General features: G+C 66.6%; 15 protein-coding genes. 8 read left to right on the forward strand and 7 right to left on the reverse strand.

The window, feature by feature from the left end:
- Position 1: 1 nt before the first annotated feature.
- Both ACQY78_RS15110 and ACQY78_RS15115 read left to right on the forward strand, forming a co-directional pair.
- On the forward strand, positions 2 to 841 hold the full coding sequence (locus ACQY78_RS15110) for an ABC transporter permease (protein WP_428676371.1): 840 nt from the start codon (positions 2 to 4) through the stop codon (positions 839 to 841).
- Positions 838 to 1,638, forward strand: coding sequence for an ABC transporter permease (locus tag ACQY78_RS15115; protein ID WP_428676373.1), 801 nt, complete (start codon positions 838 to 840; stop codon positions 1,636 to 1,638). The genes ACQY78_RS15110 and ACQY78_RS15115 overlap by 4 nt, the downstream gene beginning before the upstream one ends.
- Before the next feature lie 157 nt (positions 1,639 to 1,795).
- Here ACQY78_RS15115 and ACQY78_RS15120 read toward each other — a convergent pair whose 3' ends face one another.
- On the reverse strand, positions 1,796 to 2,689 hold the full coding sequence (locus tag ACQY78_RS15120) for a LysR substrate-binding domain-containing protein (protein WP_428676375.1): 894 nt from the start codon (positions 2,687 to 2,689) through the stop codon (positions 1,796 to 1,798).
- Between the two features lie 101 nt (positions 2,690 to 2,790).
- Here ACQY78_RS15120 and ACQY78_RS15125 point away from each other — a divergent pair, with 101 nt between their 5' ends.
- Genes ACQY78_RS15125 through ACQY78_RS15135 form a run of 3 tightly spaced genes read left to right on the forward strand, consistent with a single transcriptional unit; the run spans position 2,791 to position 6,769 of the window.
- Positions 2,791 to 4,116 carry an NAD(P)/FAD-dependent oxidoreductase gene (locus ACQY78_RS15125; protein ID WP_428676376.1) on the forward strand — a complete coding sequence of 442 codons (1,326 nt, stop codon included), beginning with the start codon at positions 2,791 to 2,793 and terminating at the stop codon, positions 4,114 to 4,116.
- The gene (locus ACQY78_RS15130; RefSeq protein ID WP_428676378.1) at positions 4,113 to 5,192 is read left to right on the forward strand and encodes a M14 family metallopeptidase; all 1,080 of its coding nucleotides are present in this window, start codon (positions 4,113 to 4,115) and stop codon (positions 5,190 to 5,192) included. The genes ACQY78_RS15125 and ACQY78_RS15130 overlap by 4 nt, the downstream gene beginning before the upstream one ends.
- Before the next feature lie 8 nt (positions 5,193 to 5,200).
- Positions 5,201 to 6,769, forward strand: coding sequence for an ABC transporter substrate-binding protein (locus ACQY78_RS15135; RefSeq protein ID WP_428676380.1), 1,569 nt, complete (start codon positions 5,201 to 5,203; stop codon positions 6,767 to 6,769).
- Positions 6,770 to 6,781: 12 nt separating this feature from the next.
- Here the strand turns inward: ACQY78_RS15135 and ACQY78_RS15140 are convergent, their stop codons facing one another.
- Together ACQY78_RS15140 and ACQY78_RS15145 are read right to left on the reverse strand one after the other, a co-directional pair.
- Entirely contained in the window at positions 6,782 to 7,339 is a 558-nt protein-coding gene (locus ACQY78_RS15140; RefSeq protein WP_425068525.1) for a carboxymuconolactone decarboxylase family protein, read from the reverse strand.
- A 68-nt stretch (positions 7,340 to 7,407) separates the two neighbouring features.
- Positions 7,408 to 7,602, reverse strand: a complete 195-nt coding sequence (locus tag ACQY78_RS15145) for a hypothetical protein (RefSeq protein ID WP_428676381.1) — start codon at positions 7,600 to 7,602, stop codon at positions 7,408 to 7,410.
- Positions 7,603 to 7,793: 191 nt separating this feature from the next.
- On the opposite strand from ACQY78_RS15145, the gene ACQY78_RS15150 reads away from it, so the two are divergent.
- Complete coding sequence (locus ACQY78_RS15150; protein ID WP_428676383.1) at positions 7,794 to 11,021, forward strand: hypothetical protein; 3,228 nt, start codon at positions 7,794 to 7,796, stop codon at positions 11,019 to 11,021.
- A gap of 36 nt (positions 11,022 to 11,057) precedes the next feature.
- Positions 11,058 to 11,966, forward strand: a complete 909-nt coding sequence (locus ACQY78_RS15155; RefSeq protein ID WP_428676384.1) for an aldo/keto reductase — start codon at positions 11,058 to 11,060, stop codon at positions 11,964 to 11,966.
- Here ACQY78_RS15155 and ACQY78_RS15160 read toward each other — a convergent pair.
- Genes ACQY78_RS15160 through ACQY78_RS15175 form a run of 4 tightly spaced genes read right to left on the reverse strand, consistent with a single transcriptional unit; the run spans position 11,963 to position 16,053 of the window.
- Positions 11,963 to 12,862: an NAD-dependent epimerase/dehydratase family protein gene (locus tag ACQY78_RS15160; RefSeq protein ID WP_428676386.1), complete on the reverse strand. Its 900-nt coding sequence runs from the start codon at positions 12,860 to 12,862 to the stop codon at positions 11,963 to 11,965. The genes ACQY78_RS15155 and ACQY78_RS15160 overlap by 4 nt on opposite strands.
- A gap of 11 nt (positions 12,863 to 12,873) precedes the next feature.
- A complete protein-coding gene (gene dinB / locus ACQY78_RS15165; RefSeq protein ID WP_428676387.1) occupies positions 12,874 to 13,953 on the reverse strand; it encodes a DNA polymerase IV in 1,080 nt (359 codons plus the stop codon).
- A gap of 55 nt (positions 13,954 to 14,008) precedes the next feature.
- The gene (locus ACQY78_RS15170) at positions 14,009 to 15,373 is read right to left on the reverse strand and encodes an ATP-binding protein (RefSeq protein ID WP_428676389.1); all 1,365 of its coding nucleotides are present in this window, start codon (positions 15,371 to 15,373) and stop codon (positions 14,009 to 14,011) included.
- Entirely contained in the window at positions 15,370 to 16,053 is a 684-nt protein-coding gene (locus tag ACQY78_RS15175; RefSeq protein ID WP_428676391.1) for a response regulator, read from the reverse strand. The genes ACQY78_RS15170 and ACQY78_RS15175 overlap by 4 nt, the downstream gene beginning before the upstream one ends.
- Positions 16,054 to 16,175: 122 nt before the next feature.
- Here ACQY78_RS15175 and ACQY78_RS15180 point away from each other — a divergent pair, with 122 nt between their 5' ends.
- Positions 16,176 to 17,417, forward strand: a complete 1,242-nt coding sequence (locus tag ACQY78_RS15180) for an efflux RND transporter periplasmic adaptor subunit (protein ID WP_428676392.1) — start codon at positions 16,176 to 16,178, stop codon at positions 17,415 to 17,417.
- The last annotated feature ends 11 nt before the right edge of the window (positions 17,418 to 17,428 follow it).

Consider the following 17,428-nt stretch of genomic DNA (forward strand, 5'->3'; position numbering starts at 1 on the left):
GATGAGCGGCGCCACCTCCGCTCCGCGAGGCCTGGGCTGGCTGCTGCTGCCGGCGCTGCTGGTGCTCGCCCTGTTCCTGGGCTCGGTGGCGCTGCTCCTCTTCCATGCCTTCTGGGGCAAGGACGGCTTCTCGCTGGTCTATTTCCGGCAGATCCTCGAGCGCGCCGACTATCACGACGTCTTCCTGCGCACCGTGTCGATCGCCGCCATCGTGGCGGTCGCCGCGGCCGTGCTGGCCTATCCTATCGCGTGGCTGCTATGGCGCCTGCCACGCTGGCGCAACCTGCTGCTGGTCATCGTGCTGGTGCCGTGGCTCGTCAGCCTCGTGGTGCGCACCTATGGCTGGCTGGTGATCCTCGGCCCCAAGGGCTTCCTCAACGAGACGCTCAAGTGGGCGGGCGTCATCCAGTCGCCGCTGCCGCTGATCTTCAACGATCTCGGCGTGGTGATCGGCCTCACCCATGTGCTGATGCCCTTCTCCGTCATCGCCACGCTCTCGGTGCTGCTGCAGATCGACAACCGGCTGGAGGAAGCGAGCGAATCGCTGGGCGCCGGCGGCTTCGAGACCTGGCGTCGCGTCGTGCTGCCGCTCTCGCTGCCCGGGGTCTTCACCGGACTCGGCATCACCTTCCTCACCTCGATGGGCGCCATCGTGACACCGATCCTGCTGGGCGGCATTCGCCAGAAGATGGCGGGCACGCAGATTTATCAAGAGGTCGTCTACAACTTCAACATGAGCAAGGCGTCGGCTTGGGCGATCTGCCTGCTGCTGCTGAGCGGGCTGGGTCTCGCCCTCCTGCGCATGGTCGAGGCGGCCCTGGTGCCGAAGGCCGACCGATGAACGCGCCGATCGTGAAGCTGGGCCGCGCCGCATCGTTCGCGCTGCTGCTGTTCCTGCCCCTGCCGATCCTGGTGATCGGCGCCACCTCGTTCGCCGCCGCCGGTTATCTCCGGTTCCCGCCGGGCGAACTCAGCCTGCGCTGGTATGCCGAGGCCGCCACCGATCCGCGCTGGATCGAGGCCTTCGTCACCAGTCTCGGGATCGCGGGGGTGGTATCCGTGCTCGTCACCGCGATCGCCTTTGCCGGCGCCTATGCCTGTCACCGGTTGCGGCCGCGCTGGCTGCCGGCCTTCGAGCTGGCGGTCATGTCGCCCCTCTTCTTTCCGCATGCCGCGCTGGGCGTGGCGCTGGTGAACGTGCTGGCGATGGCGGGCTATCTCGGCTCGGCCACCGGCATCGTCATCGCCCATATCGTCTGCACCCTGCCCTTCGCCTGGCGGCCGATCGTCGTCGCCCTGCAGCGCATCGACGGCGAGATCGTCGAGGCCGCCTCGCTGCTGGGCGCCGACGAACGACGCATCGCGCTCGGCATCGCCCTTCCGCTCGCGCGCTCCGGCCTCGTCACCGCGCTGCTCTTCTCGTTCATCATCTCGTTCGACGAGGTGACGATCACGATGTTCCTCACCGGACCGCAGGTCACGACCCTGCCGGTCCAGATCTATGCGTTCATCCAGGAGAACGCCTCCCCGGTGCTGGCGGCGATCTCGACCGCGACCGTCGTGGTGACTCTGGTGGTGGTCATGCTGCTGGAGCGGCTGATCGGCCTCGAATTCTTCGTGGCGCATGACCCGGCTTAGTGTTCGGCGCGGCACAGAATCATCCGCCTCCCCATTCAGATGGGGAGGTGTCGGCGTATTACGCCGACGGAGGGGTCAGATCGATCGTTCGTCCATCGGCGCTCTCGGACATTGCAGGCAATGTCCTGTCGCTCAGGTGCCCGAGCTTCGCTCGGGCCTACCACCCCTTGGCCTTCATGTGGACCTTCACGGCATCGAGGAACGCGTCGGCCAGGCGCGAGGGCTTGCGATGGCGCGGCCGCATCGCGCGGAAGAGGTAGCGAATCCGCGGTTCGAACGGCACGACCGCGATGCCGGCGCCGAGATAGTCGCGGGCGGTGAACGGATCGACGATCGAGACTCCCAGGCCGCGCGCAGCGAGCGCGCAGGCATCTGCGGAGGAGTAGACGTCGATCTGCAGTTGGCGCTCGATCCGCTCCTGCTCGAAGGCGGCATCGATCAGATGACGCATGCGGCCGTCGAGCGGGAAGGACAGGAAGCGCTCGCCGCGCAGGTCGGCGGGCCGGATCACCTTGCGCCGCGCCAGCCGATGGTTGCCCGGCAGCACACAGACGGCGGCGGCGCGGCTCAGCTCCTCCGTGACCATCGCGGGATGCTCGAACGGCATCATCGAGAAGCCGAGGTCGATCTGCTGGTCGACCATCTTCTGGTTGATGTAGGTCGAGCTGCGGACCTGGAACACGATGTGCGCCTTGGCGTGGCGTTTCATGAAGGTGGCCATGACGTCCGGCAGGACGCTGCGGCCGAGCGCCGGTGTCGAATAGATCAACAGGTCGCCGATCTGGCGCTCCCGGATTTCCCGCGCCACGTCGGTCACGCGCTCCAGGCTGTGATAGAGCCGCGCCACTTCCTGTTCGAGAAGCCGGGCCTCGCTGGTCGGCGCCAGGCGTCGCTTGATGCGGGTGAAGAGGGGATAGCCGATCTCGTGCTCCAGCCCCGCCAGGATCTTGCTCACCGCCGGCTGCGAGACACCCAGACGCTCCGCGGCGGCGGTCACCGTTCCATGCGCCATGATGGCGCGAAAGGCTTCGAGCTGGCGCGACGTGATCATCATAACCTCGAGGACTTAACCACGTCGGACAATGACTTTGACCCCCTCGCACCTCAAGCCGTAACTCCATTCTGTCAACGTTTTTGCGTATGAGCCCTGTCATGCCTGCGGTTAATCAGTCGATCTTCTCCAGTGACTTCACGGACGCGCCCTACTGGTGGGAGGCTTTCCGCCCGCAGGCCATCACGACGCCCTCGCTGCCCAGCCGAACCGATGTCGTGGTCGTCGGCGGCGGCTATGCCGGCCTCGCCACGGCGCGCGCGCTGGCCGATGGCGGCGTGCAGAGCGTCGTGCTCGAAGCCGACGAGTTCGGCTCGGGCGCCTCGACGCGCAGTGGCGGCGCGCTGAGCGCCGGCCTGTCGATCGGCAAGAGCTTCACCGGCCGCACGCTCGACTATTCGCCCGGTCTGGTGCGCGACGTGGTGGGCTGGGCGATCGACGCCTATCGCGCCCTGATCGATCTGGTCGAGCAGGAGAAAATCGAATGCCACCTTGAACAGCGCGGTCGTTTCCTCGGCGCCTGCGCCGCCTCGCATTATGAAGGGCTGCGCACGCGCTTCGCCAAGCTGCGGGACGGCGGCGCCACCGACTGCCGGCTGATCACCCGCGAAGAGCAGCGCGAGGAGATTGGCAGCGACTTCTATCATGGCGGCATGGTCTTCGAGAGCGCGGGCAAGCTGCATCCGGCCCTGTTCTATGGCGGCCTGCTGGCGGCGGTGCGCCGGCGCAACTCGGTGACCCTGGCGGGCCATTGCCGCGCCACCGGGCTCGCCCGCGACGGCGAGGGCTGGCGGGTCAGCACCAGCATGGGCGAGGTCCGGGCGCGCCACGTCGTCGTCGCGACCAACGGCTACACGTCGGGCGTCACGCCGCGGCTGCAGAAGCGGCTGGTGCCCATCGCCAGCCACATCATCGCGACCGAAGAGCTGCCTGCGGACCTGATTCGCGAAATCTGCCCCAAGGGGCGCACCTTCTCCGAGACGCGGCGCGTGCTGCACTACTACCGGATCTCGCCCGACGGAAAGCGCGTCATCTTCGGCGGTCGGGCCCGCTTCACCGAGATCGACGCCGAACTCCGCGCCCAGCTCCTGCACCAGGCGCTCGTCGAGCGACTGCCGCAACTTGCCGACACCAAGGTCACCCATACCTGGCAGGGCAACGTCGCCTTCACCTACGACGCGCTGCCGCATGCGGGCGAGCTCGACGGGCTGCACTTCGTGCTGGGCTGCAACGGCTCGGGCGTGTCGATGATGCCGTTCCTCGGCAATGCGATGGGGCAATCGATCGCCGGGCGCCTGCATGGCAAGATGCCCTTCGCCGGGACGGAACTGCCGTCCATTCCGCTCTATTCCGGCAAGCCCTGGTTCCTGCCGGTGATCGGCGGCGCCTTCCGCACCCTGGATTACATCGACGAGAAGGTCAGATGAGCGCCTCGTTCTTTTCCGCCGACTACGAAGAAGCCCGCCAGCGCTTCCTCGACGCCTCGACCAAGGCCGGCGCCCGCGTTCAGCATCACATCCATCCGCTGAAGGGCGCAGCGGATGAGGAAATCGCTACCGATACGGCGCTGCTGGGGGCTACCGACGCAAGCAAACTGTTCGTCGTGAGTTCGGGCACGCACGGTCCGGAAGGATTCTCCGGTTCGGCCTGTCAGCTCGCGCTGCTGAACGACGAGCTGGCAAAGCGGGCGAGCGATCGCGGAGTAGCGCTGCTTCTGATCCATGCGGTGAACCCGTTCGGCTTCTCCCATCTGAAGCGGACGAACGAGGACAATATCGACCTCAACCGGAACTTCGGAGACTTCTCCCAACCCTATCCCGACAACCCGGTGTACGAGCAGATCCACGACCTGTTGGTGCCGGCGACCTGGCCGCCCTCCCCCGACAACGAGGAGCGCCTGACCGCCGCGATGGCGCGCCTTGCTGGACAACGCGATCCCGGCGTGTCGAGCGGCCAGGCGAAGCATGCGGACGGACTCTTCTACAGCGGCACGGCGCCGGCCTGGAGCAACGGCACGATCCGCTCGATCCTGCGCGCTCATGGCACGAACAAGCGGCACATCGCCTGGATCGACGTCCATACCGGCCTCGGACCTTATGGTCATGGCGAGAAGATCTTCGGCCGTCATTCCGACGAAACCACGAGACGTGCAAAAGCCTGGTGGGGCAGCGACCTGATCGTGAGCACGGCGACCGAGTCGGTCTCGCCGCGCACGGTCGGGCACATCACCGGCTGCGCGCCGGAGCAATGCCCCGGCGTCGCGATTACGCCGACGACGCTGGAATACGGCACGGTGCCCAACCCCGTGGTGCGTCACGCGCTGCGTGGCGAGGCCTGGCTGGCGGGGCATCCAGATGCGCCGCCGCCTCTCGTAAAGGACATCAGGCGCGCGGTGCGCGACGCCTTCTTTGTCGATGCAGACGACTGGAAGGGCATGATCCTCGGCCAGTTCCGGGCCCAGGCCCTGCAGACGATCAACGGGCTCGCAAACGAACAAATCTAGGAGGAAGCATGAACTTCAAGGCCCTGCTGGGTGCCGTCGCCGGGCTCGCGCTCGCGATGCCGGCCGCTGCGCAATCGACACTCAAGATCGTCATGCATTCGGATCTCAAGATCCTCGACCCGATCTGGGCGTCGGCGCAGATCAGCCGAACCCACGGCTATCTCGTCTACGACACGCTGTTCGGCCTCGACGGCGATCTGAAGCCGCAGCCCCAGATGGTGGGGAACTGGAGCGTCGATCCGGCAGGGCTGGTCTACAGCTTCACCCTGCGCGACGGATTGAAATGGCACGACGGGGCGCCCGTCACCGCCGAGGATTGCGTCGCCTCGCTCAAGCGCTGGGGCAGTCGCGATCCGGTCGGCCTCAAGCTGATGGCCAACGTCAAGGAGCTCAGCGCGCCCGACGCCAAGACGATCCGCCTCGAACTCGCCCGGCCTTACGGCCTCGTGATCGATTCGCTCGCCAAGCCGGCCGGGGTCGTGCCCTTCATGATGCCCAAGCGTGTGGCCGAAGCGCCGGCCACCCAGCAGATCAAGGATCCGACCGGCTCCGGCCCGTTCATGTTCAAGGCCGACGAATGGCGGCCCGGCGACCGCGTCGTCTATGTGAAAAATCCCAACTACGTGCCGCGCACCGAGCCGCCGACCAACTACGCCGGCGGCAAGGTGGCCAAGGTCGATCGCGTCGAATGGGTATCGATTGCCGATCCTCAGACCGCGGTGAATGCGCTGGAGAACAGCGAGGTCGATGCGCTCGAATCGGTGGCGCACGATCTGCTGCCGCTGGTCGAGAAGCGCAAGGGCATCGAGGTGCAGCGCGGCGCCTATGCCAGCCAGTATGCGCTTCGCCCCAACTGGCTCCATCCGCCCTTCAACGATCCCAAGATGCGACTCGCCCTCGGCTACGCCATCGACCAGAAGGGCTTCCTGGACGCCGCCGTCGGAGATCCGAAGTACTGGCGTCCCTGCAAGACGTATTACGGCTGCGGCACGCCGCTGGCGTCGGACAAGGGCACGTCAGGTCTGCTCGAGGGCAATGTCGAGAAGGCCAAGGCGCTTCTGAAGGAGGCGGGCTACGACGGGCGGCCGATCGTGCTGCTACAGGTGACCGATTTGGCGTCGCTGGCCAATCTCGGCCCCGTGGCCAAGGCGCAGCTCGAACGGGTCGGCTTCAAGGTCGACATGCGTCCCGCCGACTGGCAGACGCACCTTGCGCGCGTCATGCGCAAGGAGCCGCCTGAGGATCGCGGCTGGAACATCACGCTGTCGAGTACCGGCGTCATCGACGTTGCGAACCCGATCACCTCGCTGTTCCTGAACTCGGCCTGCGACAAGGCCTCTGCCGGCTGGTCGTGCGACGAGCGGATCGAGGCGATGCGCGAGGCTTTCGCGCTGGAGCCGGATGCGGCCAAGCGCAAGGCGATCGCCGATGAGATCCAGGAGCGCGCCCTGCAGCTCGGCACGCACTACCCGCTCGGCGAATGGTACAGCGCCTCGGCCGTCAGCGCCCGCACGAAGGGCTGGATCCGCCCTCCCTCGACAACCGTCTTCTGGAACGTCGAGATGGCGAAGCGCTGAAGGCGTCGGGTTCTACTTCTTCTGGGCGCCCGGCAGAAAATCGTCGAGCGGCACGCCGAAACTGTTGAGCGCCCAGGAGACGAGATTGTACTGGCCGACCGTGAACACGGCGTCCATGAGCTGCTCGGTCGAATAGGTCTTCGACAGAGTGGCCCAGGTCGCGTCGGAGGCGACCGAGTTCTCGAAGAGATCGTCGGCCAGCTGCATCAGCGCCGCCTCGTGCTCGTTCCAGCCCTTGGCCTTGGGTCCTTCCTTGAGATTGGCGATGTCTGTGTCGGTGACGCCGCCCCTCTTGGCGATCAACTCGTGCTGCGCGAATTCGTATTCGGCCTGGTTCAGCCAGCCGATGCGCAGGATCAGCAGCTCGCGATCGCGGAACGGCAGGGTCTGCTTGGAGAGGATGTGGCCGGCGAACGGCGTCCAGCGCTTCGTCAGCGCGGGGTGATTGGCCATCACCTTGAAGATGTTGAACACCTGGCCGTTCAGGGCGTTCTTCTCGATCGCCTCGCGATCCTCCGCCTTCATGGTCGAAAGGTCACGAATCGGAATACGCTGCTTGCGCTTGATCACCACTTTCCTCCTTTGTCGGTCGTGATGTGGACTAGCGTCCCCTCAGGCGACCGACAAGGCGAAAGGCACTAATCCGCGCGCAGGCTTTCGCGCGGCGGCTGGAGCTTGGCCGCGGCGAGGCGCGCCTGGCCCGGTGTATTGAACTGGTGGCCCTCCAACTCGAAGAAGGGACGCGTGAAGGCATGGAAGCGAAACGCATTGCCTTCCTTGAGGACTACGCCGGCGGGCTTCCCCCAGATTTCGACGACGAAGGGCTCGAGCATGGCGCGGTCTCCTTCAGGCTGAAGCATCTGCGATCGGTCGTGAGATGGTGTCGGCATGGCGCGAAGACAATGACCAAGAGTGTCGAAACATCGGGGAGTTGAAGCAGACGCTTCGCGTACGGCATCAATATGGCGTCAGCGCTTTTTCCTTGCTGGTGCTGCACTCATCGATGCTGAACAATGACATCGAAATGTCACGTGACTTCACACGCTCCCGCTTCCTGCGCAGCGCCGGTGTCACGGCCGCGATGCTCGCTGCCGGTCCGGCGAGCGCGCAGGCGCGACGCGAAGAACAGGTGCTTGTCAGCGGCATCGAGACTGCAACGATCGATGGTCGCGATTGGGACAGGCCCATACCGGGAGGCCAAACGGTCGACGGCGTGCATCGCTCCGTCCTTCTGCGCTTTCCAGGGGCCGCCGATGCCATCGCGCTGCACCTGTTGCATGGCCGCGCGCTGGCAAAGGCCGAACTGGTGCTGGGCTACGATGGATACGAGATCGTACCGGAGGACTACACCTGCCGCGAAGGGCTGGGCCGCAAGCTCTGGACCGACGATCCTCCGACCTGGCACATCGTGGCGTGGCCGCTGCGCCAACCATGGGTCGCCGACGCCGCCATCGGGCCGACCTTCAATGCGAGCATCAACGGCAGGCGCTACTGGTCCCGCTGGGGCGCGACCGATCCGACGCGCGACCGGTTCGATGGCCTGCTCGCCCCGCAGGAGCTGTCACTGCAGCAGCAGGCGGCTCGCTTCGACATCACGCACTTCTTTTCCACGGACATCCTTGCGCGCGATCCTTCGAACCGGCTGCTGATGCCCGAGCGCTGCGGCTTCCTGCTGCGCAAGCTCGAGACCTACGACACGCGCTATCGCGAACGCGGCAATGCCTACGAATGGGCGATGCCGATCGGCGGACACGGGCTGAAATTCAAATCCGCCCGCCTGCAACTCACGATGCGTCCGATCGCCGGCAACAGCAGGGGCGCGATCACATCGCCACCCGATGCGGAGCGGGCCCTGCCCCGTACCGCCGATGGCAGCCAGCCGACGGCTCGTCTCCTGCCGATCGAGGAAATTGCCAAGCGAGCGCGTGCCGCCAGTCACGGCCTGGAGCAACGCCCCGAATGGCAGGTCGCGCGCATCCGAGAACTACAACGTGTCGGTGGCGACAATGTCAGCCCGTGGGCGGAGGTCGGCGGGTCCGACGCGCGGAGCGCGTACGAAAGCCGGCTCAAGGAACTGCTCGCCATGCCGCCGCGCTACTGGATGGGCTGGGAGATCGCCGACCTGCTGCTCATATGGCACCTGTTCCGCGAGCTGCTGCCGGAACCGGTGCAGGACCACCTGAAGGCCTACTGGACCGCCTGGCTGCAGCCCGACCTGCCGACCAGCGCGTTCGTGTCGCCACAAGGCGCCGAAGCGATCGACTACTGGCGCCGCAACAAGGACTGGCGCGGTCGCGCGTCGTTCTTCCGCGATGGCTACAACTACGCCGTCAGCACGCAGAACTTCAATCACACCGCCGCCATGGGCGCCCTGCTCGGCGGCGCGATGATCGGCTCTTCTCATGCCATGGCCGACGGGCGGCACGGTCTCGAGAATCTGCCGCTGCGCTTCTGGGGTTTCCTCGACGGCAGCACGCAGGAGATGCTCGATCCCTACTACCTGTCGATCACCCTGAGCGCCCTCAAGCTGTTCAGGGACTATGGACCGACGCCGCTCGACCGCCTGGTGGGTCGCGTGCTGGTCGACCGCACGCTGGAGCTGCTCATCAGCGTCTATCATCCGGCGCTGCGGCGCTTCGTCTGCTCCGGCACCCGCGTTCGCCTCTCGGGCGTGCTCGCGGAACAGGACGGCATCTACGGGACGCTCCACACCGTATCGAAGGCCGGTGTGGTCAATCACCTCGACATGAATTCGGAGGGCACGGTCCACGACATGCCGGCCTGGGGGTACGACTTCCCGCCGGGCCGCGTGGCGATGCAGAGCCTGGAGGCCCCGTGGGCACCCGACTGGGTGTCCGGCCCGATCGACGACCGCACCCGGCCCTGCGAAGAAACCTCCGCCGAGACGACGCGCGGCATCTACAAGCCAGCGCTCTGGAAGCGGACCTATCTCGGCCGCTGGCACGGGCTTGCCAGCCAGGACATGCGCGGCGGCACGGTCGACCTCGTCGGCCAGTGGGTCCGAGCACCACGGATCGCCACGACGCCAGCGGAGCGAGGCATGCTGACGGCACGTTACGTGGCCAACACGCCGAACCTCACCAGCACGCAGGAGGGGCTGATCCCGCAGGCCGGCCTGCTACTCACCTTCCAGAGCCGCAACCGCGCCATCGTCTTCGCGACGCCGCACTGCAACCGGGAGCGCTTTCTCGAAGCCGCCACCAGCAGGATCGCCTCACTGGCGACGGTGATCGGGCTCTGGAACTTCGCGGCGTCACCCGGTTGGGAAATCCATGCGGGCGATCGCCGCCTCAGCTCGTTTCCGCAGAAGCTCCCGGCCGGCCAGCGCGTCTTCATTCGCGACGGCGTGAGCTATCTCGCGATCCTGCCTCTGCCCACGACCGATCTCGGCCGCGACACCGATATCGAGATCGCGCCAGGGATCACGGCAAGAGCCGAGCCGAACGACGCCATGGTGGGGCCCGCCCTCACCATCTCCTTCTTCAATCTGCGCCGTGCGCAGCCAGTGCCGGTCTCCTCGCTCGACTTGAATGCCATCCTGTCCCGCGCCTATGGCGGCTTCGTGCTCGAGATGGGCGACGAGGCCCAGCATGGCAGCTTCGATGCCTTCCGCCGCCACATCGCCGCCGCCGAGCTGAAGGCGGACTGGAACGCGTCCCGGCGAGTCATGGATGTCACCTATCGCAGCGGCGGCGACGTGATGGAGGCGGGCTTCTCGACGGAATTCGCACAGCCTCCGGAGATCAACTATCCGGTCCAGGGCGGCGCCCAGCAGAAGGCGATCCCCTATCGCCGGCTGAACGGCGGCTGGCCCTACCTGCCGGAGGGAATCGATCGCGACAGTTTCTGGGCGCAGCAGGGCACGACCGGCCGGCTCGAAAAGGCCGGCGCGGTGCTCACGACAGAGCAGGGGCGCAAGGCTTACCTGATCGCCGATCCGTCGAGCGGCGCGGTGGTGGCGTACAATCCGCTGCCCGACCCGCAGGACTTCGCTCTCGCGACGCGCGACGGCACGGCCTTTCGTGCCGACGGCAAGATTGGCCTGATGCGCCTTGAATATCGGCCCTGGGCACGCGAGATCGAGATCGACCACGCGCCCAAGACCGGTCAGGAGGGCCTGGCCGCGACGATCACGGTTTCGGGGCTTGCCCGTGAACCCAAGGTTACGGTCAATGGCCACCGTGTCGATCCGCGCATCGCCGGCGAGAATTTTCAGATCCCGATAGCCTGATCGACCCATGGAAACATTGAGGTCGCGGAGAGTATCATGCCCCTGACGCGTTCAGCCCTGCTCGGCCTCGCCGGCGCCAGCGTCCTCGCGGCACGACGGACGGCCGCGCAGACGGGAGCACGCATGCACCAGCGCAAGATCCCCTCCTCAGGCGAGATGCTGCCCGTCGTCGGCGTCGGCACCTGGCGCACCTTCGATGTCGGCGCCCAGCCGGCCGGCCGTGCGCCGCTGGCAGACGTGCTGCGCCTGCTGTTCGACGCGGGCGGGTCGGTGATCGACACCTCGCCGATGTACGGGTCGGCCGAGGCCGTCGTCGGCGACCTGCTGACCGCCGCCGACGCGCGCGCCAGGGCTTTCATCGCCACCAAGGTCTGGACCACCGGCCGCGACAACGGGATCGCGCAGATGCGCAGCTCCCTGCGCCTTCTCAAGACCGATCGCATCGACCTGATGCAGATCCACAATCTCGTGGACTGGCGCGCCCACTTGCCGACCTTGCGCGCCTGGAAAGCCGAAGGCCGCATCCGCTATCTTGGGATCACCCACTATACGCAGAGCGCACATGACGAGTTGGAAAGCGTGATGCGTGCGGAGAAGTGGGATTTCGTGCAGATCAACTACGCGCTGGACGATCGCGCCGTCGAACGCACGCTCCTGCCGCTCGCTGCGGAGCGCGGCATCGCGGTGATCGTGAACCAGCCATTCGGCGGCGGGGGACTCCTGCGCAAGCTCCTGAGCCGCAAGCTGCCCGACTGGGCCGGCGAGATCGGCGCCACGAGCTGGGCGCAGCTCCTGCTGAAGTTCGTGCTGGCTAATCCGGCCATTACCTGTGTCATTCCCGGCACCGGCAAGCCCGAGCACATGGCGGACAATCTGCAGGCGGGCTTCGGCGTCTATCCCGACGCGGCCCTGCGCAAGAAGATGATCGACGAGATCGCCGTCTAAAGCGGCAGCTCCGCTTCGATCCATTTCGTCGCCGAGCCGTGCTTGGGCTGCCAGCCCAGCTCGCTGCGGGCGCGCCGGGCGCGGACGCGGCTGTTGGATCCGAACGTGTAGGCCGCGCTGTTTTCTCCGAGTTCCTTCGCCGCTTCTTCGAACGGCCAGGCCTGCGGCTCGCCCAGCTTCAGGCGGCGCGCGATCGCAGCACAGATCTCGCGATAGGAGGACTCGCCGTTCTCGGCGAAATAGAAGGCGCCCGGCGGTGCCTTGAGGAGGGCCAGGCGATAGAGGTCGGCCACGTCCTCGACATGGACGTTCGACCAGATGTTCAGCCCCTGGCCGACATGGCGCACCACGCCCGACGCCTTTGCCCGCTTCGCGAGGCCGGGAATCTGTGCGCTGTCGCGCGCCAGGCCCAGGCCGTTGCCATAGATCATCGTCGGGCAAACGACGATGGTGCGCACGCCGCGGCGGCTCGCGTCGCGGATGGCGCGGTCGATGTCGACCCGTGCCTGCTTGCCCGGCACCGGCTCGAACGGCGTCTCCTCGTCGTAGATCTTCTCCGAGGCGACATCGCCATGGGCATCGTCGGCCACGATGCTGGAGCCGCTGGTATGCAGGAACTGCTTGTTCGATCCGGCAAGCGTCTCCAGGAACGCATCGATCGCACCGCGATGATCGCTGTTGGCGGTGTTGATCACGGCATCCGCGCGCCCGGCCTCGGCCGCGAGGATCGCGGCATCGTCGAGGCCGCCAATGATCGGCTCGACACCGAAGACAGCGAGTTTCCTGCCCTTCTCCGAGTCGCGAACAAGCCCGCGGATCTCGTGGCCATCGTCGAGCAGGCGGCGCGCGATGGTGCCGCCGATATAGCCGGTCGCGCCGGTCATGAAGATCTTCATGGTCATGTCTCCTAGAGAGCCAGTGTCATCTGGGGCGACACCTTGCGCTCTTCGCGCTGGTGCAGGTTGTGCAGCGATACGCCCAGCAGGCGCACTTTCTTTTCGAGCGGAAAGATCGAGCGCACAAGCTCGCGCGCCGTGCGTTCCAGCAGGTCTCGGCTGTCGACACCCTCCTCGAGGGTCCGACTGCGCGTCACGATCCGGAAATCGGCATACTTGACCTTCACCGTGACCGTGCGGCCGACGATGCCGGTGCGCTCGCAATAGGACCACACATCTTCGAGCACCGAGGCGACGCCGTCCTCCACTGCGGCCGGCCGGTCGAGATCCTCCATGAAGGTCGTCTCCGAGCCGATCGACTTGCGTGGCCGGTTGGGCACGACGCGACGCTCGTCATGGCCGCGCGCAATGGCGTGATAGTAAGTGCCGGAGCGGCCGAAATACTGCTGCAGGAATTCCAGCGACTGCGTCTTCAGGTCGGCGCCGGTATGGATACCGAGTCGGTTCATCTTCTCCGCCGTCTTCGGCCCAACGCCGTGGAAAAGGCCGACCGGCAGTCCTTCCACGAAGGCCGGTCCCTTTTCCGGCGGGATCACCGTCTGCCCGTCGGGCTTGCGATGATCCGAGGCAAGCTTGGCCAGGAACTTGTTGTAGGAGATGCCGGCCGAGGCGGTGAGGCCCGTGCGTTCGAGAATGCGTGTCCGGATCTCGCGGGCGATCTCCGAGGCCAGCGGCATGCCCTTGAGGTTGGTCGTGACGTCGAGATAGGCCTCGTCGAGCGAGAGCGGCTCCACCAGCGGCGTGTAATCGAGGAAGATCTCGCGGATCTGGCGCGACACTTCCTTGTAGACCTCGAAGCGCGGTTTCACGAAAAGCAACTCGGGACAGAGGCGCTTGGCGGTGACCGAAGGCATGGCCGAGCGCACGCCGAATTTGCGCGCCTCATAGCTGGCCGCCATCACAACGCCGCGCTGCCGCCCACCGACCGCGACCGGCTGGCCGCGCAGCGAAGGATCGTCGCGTTGCTCCACGGACGCGTAGAAGGCGTCCATGTCGACGTGGATGATCTTGCGGATCTCTGCTTCCGCCATGGCCGGAGTATAGGCCCGTCCTGCCGCGAGGTCCCGTGGGGTTGGCGCCGTCGGCTCACACCGGGGGCGCGGGTTGCAGGCGAAGCGTGAAGACCGCGCCGCCGCCGGGCCGATCGTCGATCGAGATGGTGCCGCCATGAGCGGCGGCCACGCGCGTCACGATGGCCAGGCCCAGTCCGCGGCTCTCCGGCCGGGCGCGGTCACGCCGCCAGAAGCGCTTGAAGATCGTCTCGCGCTCGGCGAACGGCACCCCTGGCCCCTCATCCAGCACCCGGACCGTTCCGTCCGCGACGACATCGACTTCGATCGCCCCGCCGGCGGGCGTGTGTCGGATCGCGTTCTCGACCAGGTTACGAACCGCCCGGAACAGTGCTTCGGCGTGGCCGCGCACCCACACCGGCATTTCGACACCCGTGAGGGCAATCGTCTTGTCGCTGTCTACGGCGAGCGGCGCCATGAAGGCGACAGCGTCGGCACAGACGGCCTGCAGGTCAGCCCTCGAATCGCCGTCGACGACGAACGCCTCGAGTTCTGCAATGTCGAGGACCTGGTTCACCGTGCGCGTCATGTTGACGATGTCGGCTTCCAGCGAGCGGCGTAGCGGCAGGTCCTCCATCGTATCGACGCGGGCGCGCATGATGGCCAGCGGCGTCCGCAGCTCGTGCGCCATGTCGGCGGTGAATTCGCGTTGGGCCTGGAAGCCCGCCTCCAGACGGTCGAGCGCCTGGTTGACCGCATGGACGAGCGGAACGATCTCGCTCGGCATCGACTGCTCCGACAAGCGAATGTCGGTGCTGGTCGGGCCGATCGCCGCCGCCGTGTCGGAGGCGGCGCGCACCGGCTCAAGCGCGCGGCGGAAGATCATGATGTCGATCAGCAGAAGGAGCAGGAGGATCGGGAAGGTGATCCAGGCGACCCGCGGCAGGAACGAGGCGACGATATCGTCGATGATCACGTCGCGGTGCGCCAGATCCTGACCGACCTGAATCCAGTAGAGGCGATCGCCGATGGCGCGCGGCACATTGACCCCGATGAGCAAAGTGCCCTTGTTGCGGCGTCGCGTGAAGGAATCGTTGGTCAGCGGATCGTTCGGCGCCGAGAGCGGCGCATCGCCCGGGCGCGAAGTGAACAGCACATTCCCCTTCGAATCGAGGATGGCATAGGCATAGAGGGCGTAATCGCCCGAATAGATGGGCTGGGCCTCCGGCGGGATATCCAGCGTGACACCGCCATCGTCGGGGGCCGGCCGCAGGAAGCTCGCGATCGTGAGGGCCTGCGCGCGCAACGCATCGCGGTGGAGGCTGTTGGCGGCCTCGTTGAGCAGCCAGTAGAGCGCCAGCGGCATCAGGATGGACGTGGCGCCGATCGCCACGACGTGCAGCGCCACCACACGGGAGATGATCGAGCGGAACCGCGTCAAACGACGGCCTTTTCCTCGGCCAGGAGGTAACCGACGCCACGCACGGTATGGATCTTCACCGTGGCGCCGCAGTCGGCCAGCATCTTGCGCAGACGGTGGACATAGACCTCGACCGCGTTGGAACCGACATCGCCCGACAGGCCGAACAGCTGGTCTTCGAACAGACGCTTCGGCACCACATGGCCGCCACGCCGCAGCAGGATTTCGAGGATCGCCGTTTCCCGCGCCGGGAAGACCCGGACCGTCCCGTCGATGAAGACCTGGCGCCCCTCGGTCTCGAGCGAGACGTTGCCGAAGGTGAGCTGGCGACCGAGCAGATTGCCGGGGCGGCGCAGCAACGCCTGGAGGCGCGCCACCAGCTCTTCCATGGCGAACGGCTTCACGAGGTAATCGTCGGCACCGGCACGCAGGCCATTGACCCGGTCGCTGACCCCGTCACGGGCCGTGAGCACGAGGACCGGCGTCGAATCGCCGCGCCCGCGAATGCCCCGCAGCAGCGACAACCCATCCTGATCGGGCAGACCGAGATCGAGCACGATTGCCGCGTAGCGCATGGCGGCCAGCGAATGCTCTGCATCCCCGGCATTGCTCACTGAATCCGCCGAGAAGCCGCTGCGCGCCAGACCCTTGACCAGAAGGGCGACGAGCTCTGCGTTGTCCTCGACGACAAGGACTCTCATGGACGTCCGCCCTCCCCTGACGTAGTCGCGACAAGTCATAGCTTAGCATGGCCCGCGCCCTTGCATCGTCATGCAAGCGGCAAGTCAGGCGCACGTAATGTGAAGCGACTAGCTTCCCCGCCATGACCACTGCGCCGAAAACCTCCCCCGCCCGTCCGCGCCGCGCCCGCCTGTGGTTCGCTGGCGCCGGCATCGCAGCCCTCGCGCTCGCCGCGGTATGGACTCTCGACACCGGCCCCACCAACGCACTCATTCGACCGGCGCTGGCCGTGGAGAACGATGGCGCCTTCCGTCCCAGCGAGACCCAGTGGGCCAGCCTGCGCATCGCACCGGTCGAAGCGACCGCCTTCCGCGACGAGCGCGCGACCGACGGCAAGATCGGCATCAACGAAGACACGACGACGCCGGTCTTCTCGCCCTATTCGGGCCGGGTGACGCGCCTCATCGCCAAGCCGGGCGAGCGTGTCCAGCGCGGCGACCCCCTTTTTGCGATCGAGGCAAATGAGTTCGTGCAGGGGCAGAACGATCTCGTAAGTGCCGTCGCCGGCGTCGAAAAGGCACGTTCCAAGCTCGCGCTGGCCCAGAATTTCGAGAGGCGTCAGAAGGAATTGCTGGCGATCCGCGGCGGCTCGCTGAAGGACCTCGAACAGGCCCAGTCCGACCTGGTCGCGGCCCAGGGCGACCTGCGCTCCTCCGAGATCGCACTGGCCGCGGTGCGCAACCGCCTGCGCATCCTCGGCCGCACCGACACCGAGATCGACGCGCTGGAGAAGGTCGACCATATCGGCGCGGAGGCGATCGTGTCGGCCCCCATCGCCGGTACCGTGATCCAGCGCAAGATCGGCCTCGGACAGTACATCAACGCCGGCGCCGCCGATCCCGTATTCAACATCGGCGACCTGTCGACGGTCTGGCTGGTCGCCAACGTCCGTGAGTCCGACGCGCCGAAGATGAAGGTCGGCGCCCCGGTCGAGGTTTCCGTGCTGGCCCATCCCGGCCGCGTCTTCAACGCCAGGCTGGCCTATGTCGCACCGGCCCTCGACCCCAATACGCGCCGCCTGCCGGTACGTGCCGAGATCGCGAACGCCGATCGCGAACTGATGCCCGAGATGTTCGCCAGCTTCCGCATCGTGACGGGTGAGCCGACGACCAACCCCGCCGTGCCGCAGGAAGCCGTCGTCTATGAGGGCGCCAACGCCCGCGTATGGGTTGCAAATCCGCAGGACAAGTCGGTCGCGTCGCGCCCGATCGAGGTCGGGTCGACCGCGAACGGCATGGTCGAGGTCAAGAAGGGCCTCGCCCTGGGCGAGAACGTGGTGACCAGCGGCACACTCTTCATCGATCGCGCGGCAAAGCGCGACTGACGGCCCGGCGC

This window comes from Reyranella sp. (assembly GCF_965279625.1).
Taxonomy (GTDB): domain Bacteria; phylum Pseudomonadota; class Alphaproteobacteria; order Reyranellales; family Reyranellaceae; genus Reyranella.

Bases quoted from the DNA above. Each gene is read 5' to 3' on its own strand.
- ACQY78_RS15110 (WP_428676371.1), top strand. From the start codon at position 2: ATGAGCGGCGCCACCTCCGCTCCGCGAGGCCTGGGCTGGCTGCTGCTG.
- ACQY78_RS15115 (WP_428676373.1), top strand. From the start codon at position 838: ATGAACGCGCCGATCGTGAAGCTGGGCCGCGCCGCATCGTTCGCGCTG.
- ACQY78_RS15120 (WP_428676375.1), bottom strand. From the start codon at position 2,689: ATGATCACGTCGCGCCAGCTCGAAGCCTTTCGCGCCATCATGGCGCAT.
- ACQY78_RS15125 (WP_428676376.1), top strand. From the start codon at position 2,791: ATGCCTGCGGTTAATCAGTCGATCTTCTCCAGTGACTTCACGGACGCG.
- ACQY78_RS15130 (WP_428676378.1), top strand. From the start codon at position 4,113: ATGAGCGCCTCGTTCTTTTCCGCCGACTACGAAGAAGCCCGCCAGCGC.
- ACQY78_RS15135 (WP_428676380.1), top strand. From the start codon at position 5,201: ATGAACTTCAAGGCCCTGCTGGGTGCCGTCGCCGGGCTCGCGCTCGCG.
- ACQY78_RS15145 (WP_428676381.1), bottom strand. From the start codon at position 7,602: ATGCTCGAGCCCTTCGTCGTCGAAATCTGGGGGAAGCCCGCCGGCGTA.
- ACQY78_RS15150 (WP_428676383.1), top strand. From the start codon at position 7,794: ATGTCACGTGACTTCACACGCTCCCGCTTCCTGCGCAGCGCCGGTGTC.
- ACQY78_RS15155 (WP_428676384.1), top strand. From the start codon at position 11,058: ATGCCCCTGACGCGTTCAGCCCTGCTCGGCCTCGCCGGCGCCAGCGTC.
- ACQY78_RS15160 (WP_428676386.1), bottom strand. From the start codon at position 12,862: ATGAAGATCTTCATGACCGGCGCGACCGGCTATATCGGCGGCACCATC.
- dinB (WP_428676387.1), bottom strand. From the start codon at position 13,953: ATGGCGGAAGCAGAGATCCGCAAGATCATCCACGTCGACATGGACGCC.
- ACQY78_RS15175 (WP_428676391.1), bottom strand. From the start codon at position 16,053: ATGAGAGTCCTTGTCGTCGAGGACAACGCAGAGCTCGTCGCCCTTCTG.
- ACQY78_RS15180 (WP_428676392.1), top strand. From the start codon at position 16,176: ATGACCACTGCGCCGAAAACCTCCCCCGCCCGTCCGCGCCGCGCCCGC.